Origin of the sequence: Acinetobacter sp. CWB-B33, assembly GCF_039655955.1 — a bacterium.
Taxonomy (GTDB): domain Bacteria; phylum Pseudomonadota; class Gammaproteobacteria; order Pseudomonadales; family Moraxellaceae; genus Acinetobacter; species Acinetobacter bouvetii.
The window spans coordinates 113,045-125,203 of sequence record NZ_JAGFEU010000004.1 but is presented as its reverse complement, the minus strand read 5'-3'; the positions used below and the strand labels follow the sequence as shown (position 1 = coordinate 125,203).

Annotated in this window: 11 protein-coding genes and 2 tRNA genes; 6 read left to right on the top strand and 7 right to left on the bottom strand. The window is 47.0% G+C overall.

Annotation, left to right across the window (positions count from 1 at the left end):
* Window positions 1–4: 4 nt before the first annotated feature.
* From JZ784_RS12715 to rsmH, 4 genes are read right to left on the bottom strand one after another with little or no spacing between them, the layout of a single operon-like run.
* Window positions 5–1,501, bottom strand: coding sequence for a UDP-N-acetylmuramoyl-L-alanyl-D-glutamate--2,6-diaminopimelate ligase (locus tag JZ784_RS12715; RefSeq protein WP_346315112.1), 1,497 nt, complete (start codon window positions 1,499–1,501; stop codon window positions 5–7).
* A gap of 7 nt (window positions 1,502–1,508) precedes the next feature.
* Entirely contained in the window at window positions 1,509–3,338 is a 1,830-nt protein-coding gene (gene ftsI / locus JZ784_RS12710) for a penicillin-binding protein PBP3 (RefSeq protein WP_346315111.1), read from the bottom strand.
* 13 nt (window positions 3,339–3,351) lie between these two features.
* Window positions 3,352–3,684, bottom strand: a complete 333-nt coding sequence (ftsL, locus tag JZ784_RS12705; RefSeq protein ID WP_005013222.1) for a cell division protein FtsL — start codon at window positions 3,682–3,684, stop codon at window positions 3,352–3,354.
* Window positions 3,685–3,695: 11 nt separating this feature from the next.
* On the bottom strand, window positions 3,696–4,607 hold the full coding sequence (gene rsmH / locus JZ784_RS12700; RefSeq protein ID WP_346315110.1) for a 16S rRNA (cytosine(1402)-N(4))-methyltransferase RsmH: 912 nt from the start codon (window positions 4,605–4,607) through the stop codon (window positions 3,696–3,698).
* Window positions 4,608–4,991: 384 nt separating this feature from the next.
* On the opposite strand from rsmH, the gene JZ784_RS12695 reads away from it, so the two are divergent.
* Window positions 4,992–5,360: a VOC family protein gene (locus JZ784_RS12695; protein ID WP_346315109.1), complete on the top strand. Its 369-nt coding sequence runs from the start codon at window positions 4,992–4,994 to the stop codon at window positions 5,358–5,360.
* Between the two features lie 163 nt (window positions 5,361–5,523).
* Here JZ784_RS12695 and JZ784_RS12690 read toward each other — a convergent pair whose 3' ends face one another.
* Both JZ784_RS12690 and JZ784_RS12685 read right to left on the bottom strand, forming a co-directional pair.
* On the bottom strand, window positions 5,524–6,543 hold the full coding sequence (locus JZ784_RS12690) for a sulfate ABC transporter substrate-binding protein (protein ID WP_346315108.1): 1,020 nt from the start codon (window positions 6,541–6,543) through the stop codon (window positions 5,524–5,526).
* Window positions 6,544–6,785: 242 nt separating this feature from the next.
* Window positions 6,786–7,787, bottom strand: a complete 1,002-nt coding sequence (locus tag JZ784_RS12685; protein WP_346315107.1) for a sulfate ABC transporter substrate-binding protein — start codon at window positions 7,785–7,787, stop codon at window positions 6,786–6,788.
* 385 nt (window positions 7,788–8,172) lie between these two features.
* On the opposite strand from JZ784_RS12685, the gene JZ784_RS12680 reads away from it, so the two are divergent.
* The 5 genes from JZ784_RS12680 to JZ784_RS12660 all read left to right on the top strand — a co-directional run bounded on the left by JZ784_RS12680 (window position 8,173) and on the right by JZ784_RS12660 (window position 10,859).
* Window positions 8,173–8,472, top strand: coding sequence for a hypothetical protein (locus JZ784_RS12680; RefSeq protein ID WP_005013233.1), 300 nt, complete (start codon window positions 8,173–8,175; stop codon window positions 8,470–8,472).
* Window positions 8,473–8,601: 129 nt separating this feature from the next.
* Window positions 8,602–10,110 carry a glutamate--tRNA ligase gene (gene gltX / locus JZ784_RS12675; protein WP_346315106.1) on the top strand — a complete coding sequence of 503 codons (1,509 nt, stop codon included), beginning with the start codon at window positions 8,602–8,604 and terminating at the stop codon, window positions 10,108–10,110.
* Between the two features lie 57 nt (window positions 10,111–10,167).
* A tRNA-Ala gene (locus tag JZ784_RS12670) sits at window positions 10,168–10,243 on the top strand.
* Between the two features lie 31 nt (window positions 10,244–10,274).
* Window positions 10,275–10,350 (top strand) — tRNA-Glu (locus JZ784_RS12665).
* Window positions 10,351–10,517: 167 nt separating this feature from the next.
* Window positions 10,518–10,859, top strand: coding sequence for a hypothetical protein (locus JZ784_RS12660; protein WP_005013235.1), 342 nt, complete (start codon window positions 10,518–10,520; stop codon window positions 10,857–10,859).
* Window positions 10,860–10,890: 31 nt separating this feature from the next.
* On the opposite strand, the gene JZ784_RS12655 is transcribed toward JZ784_RS12660, so the two are convergent.
* Complete coding sequence (locus tag JZ784_RS12655) at window positions 10,891–11,841, bottom strand: cation diffusion facilitator family transporter (RefSeq protein WP_346315105.1); 951 nt, start codon at window positions 11,839–11,841, stop codon at window positions 10,891–10,893.
* Window positions 11,842–12,159 lie beyond the last annotated feature (318 nt).

Here is a 12,159-nt window from a genome sequence, read left to right as displayed (position 1 = left end):
TTTCCTATTGCGCTGGATATGCTGAATCTGCGGTGTGATGCCGTGAGTCAATTGCAGATTGCACCTCAACCACGTCATCAAACCAATGGCGGACGCCATCAATTTCCTGATAATTTTCATGACCTTTGCCTGCTATGACCACAATATCGCCATTCTTGGCATTGGCCACGGCAAATTTAATGGCTTCACGGCGGTCACGGATTTCATGCACTTGCTTCTGGCCAAAATCAATGCCGGCTTTCATATCGGCAAAAATCTGTTCAGGATTCTCGGTACGCGGGTTATCCGAAGTGATTAATGCAATATCGGCATGATCCAATGCAGCCTGTGTCATCAACGGGCGCTTGCCGCGGTCACGGTCGCCGCCGCAGCCGAAAACAGCCCACAGGTCATTGGTGACATGGCGCTTTAGCGTCTGCAGCACTTGAATCAATGCATCCGGCGTATGCGCATAGTCCACAATAAATAGGCGCTCCGCATCACGGATCACCTGCATGCGCCCCGGCGCGCCTTGCAGCTGCGGCGCAGACTGAATTAAATCCTGCAGCGCATAACCGGCCTGTTCAGCAGCGATCAGGCTTGCCACAAGATTTTCGACATTGAAATGCCCCAGCAGCGGGCTATGAACATCAAACTCACCCTGTGCAGTCAATAGCTTAAACTGAGCGCCATTCAGGCTGTATTGAATAGCTTCAACCCGGTAATCCGCAGGCCGCGCAGTCGAATAGGTCAGAATTTTCGGCTGTGCAGGATTATGCTGAGCTGCCTGCAGCATGACATCAGCATGCGCATCATCAATATTAATAATCGCTGCTTTGAGCGATTCAAATTTAAATAAGCCGGACTTCGCCTCTGCATATGCTTCCAGCGTCTTGTGATAATCCAAATGATCACGGCTTAAGTTGCTGTACGCCGCAATTTCAATATCACAGCCATTTAAGCGGCCCTGCTCCAAACCATGCGAACTGGCTTCAATAGAAGCAAATCCAGCACCTTGCTGAGCATAGCGGTGTAAAGCATTCTGCATTTGCAGCGCATCTAATGTGGTATGCGATGAAGCTTCCAAGTTTGGCAATATGCCGTTGCCTGTCGTCCCCATCACCGCGCATTTTTGCCCCTGCAGCATCAGCAATTCCGCAATTAAGCGGGAAATCGTGGTTTTGCCGTTGGTGCCTGTCACGGCAATAATCCGCGCAGGCTGTACCGGTTCTGCCGACTGCAAATACTGTTTCTGCCATTGCCCCATCAAATGGCGCACATGCGCAATAGCGCAGCTTTTTTCCAGGCCTAAATCGGTTTCCGAAATCACACCCAGCGCGCCTTGATCTAAAGCGGCCTGCGCAAACTGCACGGTTTTTTCCGGCTGGGAAAATGAAGTCAGGGCAATAAAAATTTGCCCTGCTGTAACGTTCCGGCTATCCAGATTGAATCCGCTGAAGGATTCTTTCATCCATGCAGCGGGTTCATTGACGGTGTAGAGATCTTGAAATGTAATGGACATTCATCACCTATTTACTGGATTGGGGAGTATCTAAAGGTTTATCTAAAGGCACGTTCATTAAGCGTAAAGATTCCTGCATGACCCGCGCAAAAACAGGCGCAGAAACCGTACCGCCAAAATAGCTGCCTTTCGGGTTTTCAACCACAACCACCATCGCAATGCGCGGATCGCTCACTGGCGCAACGCCGGCAAACAGCGCGCGGTATTCTGTGGTCGAGTAGCCTTTACGGTCTGGGCGCAATTTATGCGCTGTGCCTGTTTTACCGCCAACACGGTAACCGGACACGTTCGCGCGGGTTGCCGTACCGCCCGGCATGGTGGCAGATTCCATCATCGCCAGCACTTGATCCGCAATGACAGGGCTAATCATCTGCTCACCTTGAGGCTGATCTTCCAGCTTATACAGGCTCAGCGGCATTTTAACGCCTTTGTTGGCAATCATGGCATAAGCATCCGCAATTTGCAGGACTGTCGCATTTAAGCCATAGCCATAAGCCATGGTCGCCACTTCTGAGACATTCCATTTGCTTTTCGGCAGAATCAAGCCTGCGCTTTCACCTGGAAACTTAACTGCGGAACGCTGGCCAAAACCTAAACGCTGATAGAAGGTTGGCAAAGTCGAATACGGCAATGACAGCGCAATTTTTGCCACACCGACGTTAGAGGATTTTTGAATGATGCCGCCCAGCGTTAATGCGCCATAGTTATGGGTATCGCGGATGGTATGGTTGCCTACCCGCATTGAGCCAGGCGAAGTATTCACCACAGTATTCGGCATGTATTTTCCGCTTTCCAGCGCCATAGAAACCGTTATCGGCTTCATGGTTGATCCCGGCTCAAAAGAGTCCACTGCGCCGCGGTTACGCATGGCGTCTTTGTTGCCTAAACTGCTTTTATCATTCGGGTTGTAAGACGGCCAGCTGGTCATCGCTAAAATTTCACCGGTTTTGACATCGACCGCAATCGCGGTTGCTGAACGGGCATTATTGGCCACACCGGCTGCGGTTAATTCACGGTACATAATATACTGCAGGCGTGAATCAATGCTGAGGGTAATATTTTCCCCCGGCTCAACCCCTTTCACCACTTCCGGGTCTTTCACACGGTTGCCTTTTTTGTCGCGGACAATCTGCTGTTCGCCGTCAATGCCTGCCAAGCGCTCATTCAGCTGCATTTCCAAGCCTTCGATTCCAGCACCTTCACTGTTGGTCAAGCCAATAATCTGCGAATTCGGCTGCGGCTGCGGATAATAGCGCTTATAGTTTTTCTCCATATACACGCCCTGGAAATCCCGCTTCATAATCAGCTCGGCCTGCTGCGGCGGAATTTCTTTTTGCAGCACCAAATAGCGCGAACGCGGGCGTTCATTGAGCTTTTTGCGCAAGTCGTTGCGGTCTATGCCGACGGCATCCGCCAGCTCATCCAAATTCAGGTTTTTATCCGGCAACTGGCGCTTCAGCTTGCGGTTATTCGGTTCTTTTTCCAGCTGCGCCATCGTGTCTTCATACAGCTTTTTATTGTCAAAATAGTCACGCGGATCCATAACCACTTTCATCACCGGCGTGCTGATGGCCAAAGGCACACCGTGACGGTCATAAATTACGCCGCGCATGGCTTTGACTTTTTCAGTTCTTAAAATATTGGCATTGGCTTTGTTTTGCAAAAAGTCTTTATTAATCACCTGCACATAAAAAGCGCGCCCAACCAAGGCAATAAAGCACAGCAGCACCACACCCCACATCAGGTAAAACCGCCACATTTCAACACTAATGACATTGCGGCCTGTCACAGACTGCTGCTTTTTCCGTACAGTTTGCTTAATTTTCTTATCCACCATGGTACAGCTAGCCTTATTTTTTCTCGTCTGAAGTCTGCGGTAAAGAGATCACAACGGTTTGCGCCACTGGCGGAGAATACATCCGCAGCTGTGTCACAGCCCGCGTGCCAATTTGCGCGGTCGCGCCGAAAGTCTGCTGTTCAATCAGCAGCCGGCCCCATTCTGCATTTAAATCATCCCGCTCACGCATATACGTGCTGAGCTTACGGTAATCCTGACGGTATTCAAAAACTTGAAACACCACAAATACAGCGCTCAAAAAGACCAAAGCCAGTAAAATGGCATAGGCAACCGCTTTTTTCAGCTTTAAATTATCCGCTATTTTTTCTATTGCTTCAGTTTTCATTATTCGCCTTATTAAGCTAAACGCTCTGCCACACGAAGCCAGGCGCTGCGTGAACGCGGATTCGCTTTAACTTCCTCATCACTGGCGCGGACGCGGGCAATTTTTTTCAAACGGCGGGTATCTTCCCGTTCCTGAGGCATGCCCCAGCCCGTATCTTCGGCCAAGGTCGATTCTTTTTGAATAAACTGCTTAATCAGGCGGTCTTCCAATGAGTGGAAACTGATGACCGCCAAAATCGCTTCAGGTTTTAATATATTTACTGCTTGAGGCAGGAAAGCTTCAATATCATCTAATTCTTTATTAATGGCAATACGGATCGCCTGAAATGTGCGGGTTGCCGCGTGTTTATTTTTTTCCCACTTCGGATGCGCCACTTTAACAATTTCCGCCAGCTGCCCTGTGGTTTCAATATAGCCTGCATTTTTAATGGCTTTGGCAATGCGGCGGCTGTAGCGCTCTTCACCGTATTTGAAAATGATATTAGCCAGATCTTCTTCGGCAATATCCACCAGCCACTGCGCTGCTGTCGGCCCTTGTGAATTGTCCATGCGCATATCCAGCGGGCCGTCTTTCATAAAGCTGAAGCCGCGCTCCGCCTGATCCAGCTGCGGCGATGACACGCCTAAATCCGCCATGACGCCATCAACTGTTTCAATGCCGCGCGCCGCCATTTCCTGCTGCAGATCTGCAAAGCTGGCATGAATGATGGTAAAGCGCGGATCTTCCGCCGCCAGAACCGCCGCTGTTTCTAGCGCTTGCGGGTCTTTATCGAAGGCATAAACATGTGAATTTTCATCTAATTTCGACAATAATAAACGGGTATGGCCGCCGCGTCCAAAAGTACCGTCTATATAAATTCCTGTACTCCGCCCTGCAAGCAAAGCATCAACAGTTTCATGAAGTAATACAGAAATATGCGACATATAGATGGTTTCAGCACGTAAAAAAGTAACTGCACATTATTACCTTGTTTTATTAAAGCTCCAAACGTCTTTTTGTAGGAAAATATTACTTTCCATGGGGAAAACCGTTTTTCAGCTGAGATCCTGCCGAATAAATGCGCCATTCCAATTCCTGCTGCAGCTTAAGCAGCGCAACTGATTAAAATCATGACCCTTTTTATCCGTTAACAGTTCTTAGGCATCAGCGGCGGCTGTAAAGCGCATTCGGCTTGCAAATGAAGCAAAGCCTTTTTAATTTCAAGCGCTTTACGCATCCGCTTTCAGGCCTTTGATCCGTGTTTTGGCATCCATCCCTTTTCCGTGCTAATTTAAAAAATTGAAGCTTAACATTTGGAAAGTCCCCATATGCAAGAGTCTCCGCACGCAGCAAACAGCGGCAATCCGATCAACTACATCGAATTCAATGTCGCCAGCATTCCATCCAGCAAAGCCTTTTATGCACAGCTCGGATGGACCTTCACCGATTTTGGCAGCGCATACTGCGAGTTTGATTCAGGGCAGCTCAAAGGCGGATTCAGCCAGTCGGATGATGTGCAGCCGCACGGCGGCGCGCTGGTGATCCTTTACAGCGCCAATCTGCAGGAAAGTCTGCAGGCGGTTCAAAGGGCTGGCGGAACAATCACGCAGGAGATCTTCCATTTTCCGGGCGGGCGCCGCTTTCAGTTTAAAGACGTGGACGGCTATGAACTTGGCATATGGTCAGAAGATTCCTGAAACTGCGCAAACTGCCGCATAAGCCATAAATATTGGTCGATTCAAAACATTTTAAAATGATTGAAATTAAAAAACCGGACGCAAAAAAGCCAATCCGCGGATTGGCTTTGAAACTAAAACGTCACCTTGCACATATTACAGCGTGCAGATCCAACGCTTTACATCAGCGTTTTGAGCTGTAAATCTGATCAAAGACCGCGCCATTCACAAAATGGGTTTGCTGCGCTTTGGCCCAGCCGCCAAAGACTTCATCAATGGTAAAGGTCTTCAAAGGCGGGAATTGCGCTTTATATTTCGCTAAAACTTCAGCATTGCGCGGACGGTAGAAATGACGCGCCGCCATGTCTTGGCCTAAAGGTGAATACAAATAGTTGATATAGCCTTTGGCCAGCCATTTATTGCCATTTTTTTCCACGGTTTTATCAACAATCGCGACCGAAGGTTCAGTTAAGATTGAAATTGAAGGATAAACAATATCAAACTTGCCTTTGCCCAGTGTTTTCTGGGTCACTAAAGCTTCATTTTCCCAAGTCAGCAATACATCGCCAATGCCGCGTTCAGCAAAAGTCGTCATCGATGCGCGGGCTGCAGAATCCATGACTTTGACATTGCGGTACATTTTACCGACGAAGTCTTTGGCTTTGGCATCATTGCCGCCCGGCTGCTTCAGCGCATAGCCCCACGCAGACAGGTATACCCAGCGCGGCAGGCCGCCTGTTTTCGGATTTGGCGTAATAATCTGTGTACCCGGTTTCGTCAAATCAGACCAATCCTTAATGTGTTTCGGGTTGCCTTTGCGCACCATAAAGACAATGGTTGAGGTATAAGGCGCGGAATTATGAGGGAATTCTTTTTGCCAGCCGGGCTGAATCTGACCCGATTTCACAATTTCTTCGATGTCATTGGCTAAAGCCAATGTCACTACATCGCCTTTTAAACCATCCACCACTGACCGCGCCTGCTTGCCTGAACCGCCATGCGACTGCTTGAAATTTACAGTGTTGCCTGTGCGCTCTTTCCAATATGCGCCAAACGATTTATTGAATTCGTCATAAAATTCACGGGTCGCATCATAGGATACATTCAGAAATTCGCGGTCAGCTGCCTGTGCTGAGCCCGCGCTGAGTGCAAGACCAGCAGACAGCAAGGCTGCGCTGAATAAAGCTTTTAATTGAATTTTCATAGCCGTACAAAAAATATCGTTAATAGTGCTAAATATATGAAATAAAATCATTAACTTCAATGCATTCAGACGCTGAACTCTCAAATACAGAGGCGGCGCGGTTATTTAATTCTTTGTTTTAGATGATAAAAAATCAAAACACATTACTTATTCATCATATATACCATTTTATTCTTTAGATATAAAAAAAATGGATAACCAAGGCTATCCATTTTTTAACTTTTATTTTAAGTGTGAATGCCTTAATTCTTCTCACTGTAAATTTGATCAAAAACCGCGCCACTCACAAAATGGGTTTGCTGCGCTTTGGCCCAGCCGCCAAAGACTTTATCAATGGTAAACGTCTTTACTTTCGGGAATTGGGCTGCATATTTCGCTGCCGCTTTGCTGTCGCGCGGGCGGAAATAATGCTTCGCTGCCAGCTCCTGCCCACGAGGGGAGTAAAGATAATTTAAATAGCCTTTGGCCAAATTGCGGTTGCCATTTTTATCGACTGTTTTATCCACAATCGCGACAGACGGTTCCGCCAAAATTGAAACAGAGGGATAAACCACATCAAACTTATCCTTGCCTAAGCCTTGAGTCGCCAGCAGCGCTTCATTTTCCCAAGACAGCAGCACATCGCCAATGCCGCGTTCAGCAAAAGTCGTCAGCGAGCCGCGCGCGCCTGAATCCAATACTTTGACATTGCCATAGAGCTTTCGCACCAGCTCTTTGGCCTTGGCATCATTGCCGCCCAGCTGTTTCAGCGCGTAGCCCCATGCGGATAAGTAAATCCAGCGCGGCGCCCCGCCCGTTTTCGGATTCGGCGTGATGATTTCAACACCCTGCCTGGTCAGGTCATTCCAATCTTTAATCTGTTTGGGATTGCCTTTGCGCACCAGAAATACAATGGTTGAGGTATATGGCGCAGAGTTATTGGGGAATTCTTTTTGCCAGTTTTTATCAATCTGCCCCGTATTTACAATTTCATCAATATCATTGGCCAAGGCCAAGGTTACGACGTCTGCCTGCAGGCCTGTCGCTACAGCGCGCGCCTGCTTGCCGGAACCGCCATGCGACTGCTTGAAATTCACCTCTTGACCGGTGCGCTTTTTCCAGTAGGCGCCAAATTCCTGATTATATTCTTGGTAAAATTCACGGGTCGGATCATAAGACACGTTCAAAAAATCTTTGGCCGCATACACTTGCGCGCCCGCGCCTGCTAAAAAAGCCAAAATTCCCGCCGCGATTATTTTTTTCATGCCATTTGCTCATTTATTTGATTAAATGCACTATATAAATAAAAAATAATACGAACAATCAGCTATTTATATTATTAAATCACTTTTACTTCTGTTTAAAATATATCCAAAATACTGCTATTATTTGCGCTTTTTTTGCTAAATCAGCCGCGGTCAGGCTTTTTCTCCACGTTATCTCCATAGTTGTTTGTTACAAATACGGACAGGCAAGGATAAACCTCACCAATTTGGTATCTTTACAGCGAAGATTATTTGTCTTTTTGTAAAAAAGCGACTCTACTCTGCTTTTCAGTGCTAAAGATGGTTAAATCGCAGTACTGCGGTACTAATATTAAGAAAAGCCAATTACAATGGTTCCTAGATCAGCTCATGGGGGAAGTTTAAAATGAGATCACCTTTAATTCACGCTTTATGCCTAAGCCTAGGACTGACATTGGCCGTTCAGGCTGGACATGCCGCTGCCATCAGCAAAACGGCAAACAGCAAAGCGCCCATTCCGGCTGAAAAAAAATCGCCTATTGAAAAAGCGCTGAATCAGCAGAAAGCGGAAGGCAAACAGCAGTCCGATGACAATTTAAAAGTTTTAACTGCGCTTAAATCAGCGCCGACACAAAATTTCTTTGCTTCTCAAAACCAAAGCTTTACCCGCTTTGTACAGTCGCTGTTCCTGCAAAACAACTCTTGAGGAATTGACGGCTTCCCCCCAATTTGAAGCCTGAATATCAGCCTAATCACGGAATGTTGAATTTAACATTAAGTGATTAGGCTTTTTCGCTATAATAGCCCTAATTTACATTCTGAATAATATCCAGTTATGACAGTCCGCACCCGTATTGCACCTTCTCCTACCGGTTTTCCGCACGTAGGTACAGCTTATATCGCCTTATTCAACCTGTGTTTTGCGAAACAGCACGGCGGTGAGTTTATTCTTCGCATTGAAGATACCGACCAGCTGCGCTCAACGCCAGAATCTGAAAAAATGATTTTGGATTCATTGCGCTGGTTAGGCTTAAACTGGTCTGAAGGTCCAGATATCGGCGGCCCGCATGCACCCTACCGTCAATCTGAACGCATGGGGATTTATAAGCAATATGCATTGGAATTGGTTGAAAAGGGTCATGCCTTCTACTGTTTTGCAACTGCAGAAGAATTGGACCAAATGCGCACCGAACAGCAGGCGCGCGGCGAAACACCGCGTTATGACGGCCGCGGCTTACTGCTTTCTCAAGAAGAAGTTGCACGCCGCCTGGCTGCGGGTGAAGCGCATGTGATCCGCATGAAAGTTCCGACTGAAGGCATTTGTCAATTTGATGACTTATTGCGCGGCGAAGTGGAAATTCCATGGGCGCAAGTGGATATGCAGATTCTGCTGAAAACCGACGGCTTGCCAACTTATCATTTGGCAAACGTGGTCGATGACCATTTAATGGAAATTACGCATGTGATCCGCGGTGAAGAATGGATTCCCTCTGCGCCAAAACATCAGCTGCTGTACAAATACTTCGGCTGGGACATGCCTGTGCTCTGCCACATGCCGCTGCTTCGCAACCCAGACAAATCTAAGCTGTCTAAGCGCAAAAACCCAACTTCAATCAACTACTACAAAGACATTGGCGTACTGCCAGAAGCCTTGCTGAACTATTTAGGCCGTATGGGCTGGTCTATGCCGGATGAAAGTGAAAAATTCACTTTGGCGGAAATGATTGAACATTTTGACATCAAGCGCGTATCACTCGGCGGTCCAATTTTTGATGTTGAAAAACTCAACTGGCTGAATGGCCAATGGATTAAAGGCTTAACCCCTGCCGAATTGCTGAATACCCTGCTGACTTGGAAATCTGACCGCCAAACGCTGGAAGAAATCGCTGCTGCGATTCAGCCACGTATCAATTTATTGTCTGAAGCGGTCAACTGGGCAGGTTTTTACTTCAACCAATTCCCAACATTAAGCAAAGAACAGTTTGAAAGTAAAAAACTTTCAGAAGAGCAAGTCCGTCAAAGCCTGCAGTTTGCGATTTGGCGCCTTGAAAGCCTGTTTACGTGGAATAATGACACCGTCAGCCAAACTTTAATGGACTTAGCAACTCAAATGGAGATTAAACTCCGTGACTTTATGCCAACGTTCTTTATTGCTATTGCCGGTTCAACATCTTCAACGCCGGTTATGCAGTCTATGGTCACCATTGGCCCTGACTTGACCTTCGCCCGCCTGCGCCATGCCCTCGAAATTGTCGGCGGACCGAGCAAAAAAGAAGCAAAAGCATGGGAAAAACTCAATGAAAGCTTAAAATTGCCGAAAAATGATGCAGTTGATGAATCTTAATTGATTTTTTAGTTGACGCGTGAGTGTTATATCCATAATATAGCGCTCACACAGACTGGGGTCATAGCTCAGTTGGTAGAGCGCTACAATGGCATTGTAGAGGTCAGGAGTTCGATCCTCCTTGACTCCACCAAACAACCGTTTTACCTGTGTACGCCTCACTTGTCCCTATCGTCTAGAGGCCTAGGACATCGCCCTTTCACGGCGGTAACCGGGGTTCGAATCCCCGTAGGGACGCCATATTCAAGATGGCGACATCTTAATAAAAAACCCAAGCATTACGACTTGGGTTTTTTATTGCCTGCTGTTTAACAATGCCCAGCCAGCCAAAGTGTTTTAATCAAGTGTTTTTGCATTCTTCGCCATTCTGATTAAAATAGACGATACATTAAAATTATGGAGTTGCAATGCAATACCGCTGCCCAAAATGTCAGAGCCCTAAAATCATGCCTGTTGCACAAGCAGGCGAGCCAGCAGCGCGTCCTGTGGTGCCTAAAAGCTTAGTTTTTTTAATTCCGGCTATTTTTGTATTGCTGCTTCTGGTCATTATCAGCATTGCCATGTGGCTTTTTGGCGATGGCGCCGGCACCATTTTACAGGCAGCGACCGTTGCTGTATTTATTATCTGCGCGATTGCCGGTTTCTTATTTTACCGCGATTTGCCTGATTTTAAAATTTCCATGCAGGCATTCATGCAGTCGCAAAAGAAATGGAAATGCCGCGAATGCAATCACGAATGGGAAAGCTGATCACAGCTTCCCCCAAAAGCCGCATTACCGCTTAATGCTGATGCGGCTCTGCATGCTGCTGTTCATCATGCATTGCAGCTGGCTCGTCACGCTGATGCCCATGCGCCGCACAGACATCATCTTCAATCTGCAGCGTTATTTCTGTAATGCCGTGTTCATGGCTCAACAGCTCCAAAGCGTCACGGTATAATGCATTGCGGTCGGCACACGGCGCCAGCAGATGCACCGTCAAATGCACATTTTTAGAGGTAATGGCCCAGACTTTCAGCTGATGAATGCTCTCCACCCCTTTTAAGCTCAATAAATCCTTGCGGAGCTGTTCAATATCAATTTCTTCCGGCACACCTTCCAGCAAAATATTGACACTTTGCTTCAGTAAAATCCATGTCCGCGGCAGCACCCAAAAACCGATGAGCACCGCAATAACGCTATCCACCCACATCCAGCCGGTGAAATAAATTACTGCCGCGCCAATAATGACGCCAATTGAACCCAAAGCATCGCTCAGCACCTCCAAATACGCCCCTTTCACATTCAGGCTGTCTTTCGAGCTGGAAAACAAAATCCGCATGGATATTAAATTAATGGCCAGCCCGATAACCGCGACAATCATCATGCCCATGCTTTGAATTTCAGGCGGGTGGCTGAAACGCTGATAAGCTTCAAATAAGATGTAAATAGCAACCATAAACAGCATCGATGCATTAAACAGCGCCGCTAAAATTTCAAAACGCTGATAGCCGAAAGTGCGCTTATTATCCGCAGGCAGCTTTCCGATCTTAATGGCCGCCAGTGCAATCGCCAGCGCGGCGGCATCGGTAAACATGTGCGCCGCATCCGACAGCAGCGCCAAGCTTTGTGTCATAAAACCGGCAATCACTTCTATGATTAAAAAAATAGAAGTCAAAATAAGTGCAAAAGTTAACTTTTTGGCATTTCCTTCGGCAACGGCCGCATGTGAATGGTCATGATCATGGCTCATTATTGTCAACTTTATTCGCAGATAATTAACTTTAAGATTAACAAGAGCTGAATAAGTAATAACATTACACTCAGGCAACTATTTGCAGGATTTATACAAATTCAATTTTTAATGAAGCCGTCAATTCGAATTTTAATTTCGCCGAATCTCAGATAAAAAATTGACTTGAATAAGAGCAAGAGCGGAACCCGCAGTTGAGTTAGCGCGTAAGGCACACAACTCAGGCCCTCATATTAGACGGCGCCCCAATGATGGAAACACCGGATTCAGCAGGTTTGGGGTTAATTACAAAACAAGAACATACAGTATTTTTAAAAA

Coding starts and splice junctions, on each gene's coding strand:
- JZ784_RS12715 (WP_346315112.1), bottom strand. CDS start 1,501: ATGTCCATTACATTTCAAGATCTCTACACCGTCAATGAACCCGCTGCA.
- JZ784_RS12695 (WP_346315109.1), top strand. CDS start 4,992: ATGCAAGAGTCTCCGCACGCAGCAAACAGCGGCAATCCGATCAACTAC.
- gltX (WP_346315106.1), top strand. CDS start 8,602: ATGACAGTCCGCACCCGTATTGCACCTTCTCCTACCGGTTTTCCGCAC.
- ftsL (WP_005013222.1), bottom strand. CDS start 3,684: ATGAAAACTGAAGCAATAGAAAAAATAGCGGATAATTTAAAGCTGAAA.
- JZ784_RS12655 (WP_346315105.1), bottom strand. CDS start 11,841: ATGAGCCATGATCATGACCATTCACATGCGGCCGTTGCCGAAGGAAAT.
- JZ784_RS12680 (WP_005013233.1), top strand. CDS start 8,173: ATGAGATCACCTTTAATTCACGCTTTATGCCTAAGCCTAGGACTGACA.
- JZ784_RS12690 (WP_346315108.1), bottom strand. CDS start 6,543: ATGAAAATTCAATTAAAAGCTTTATTCAGCGCAGCCTTGCTGTCTGCT.
- JZ784_RS12660 (WP_005013235.1), top strand. CDS start 10,518: ATGCAATACCGCTGCCCAAAATGTCAGAGCCCTAAAATCATGCCTGTT.
- ftsI (WP_346315111.1), bottom strand. CDS start 3,338: ATGGTGGATAAGAAAATTAAGCAAACTGTACGGAAAAAGCAGCAGTCT.
- JZ784_RS12685 (WP_346315107.1), bottom strand. CDS start 7,787: ATGAAAAAAATAATCGCGGCGGGAATTTTGGCTTTTTTAGCAGGCGCG.
- rsmH (WP_346315110.1), bottom strand. CDS start 4,607: ATGTCGCATATTTCTGTATTACTTCATGAAACTGTTGATGCTTTGCTT.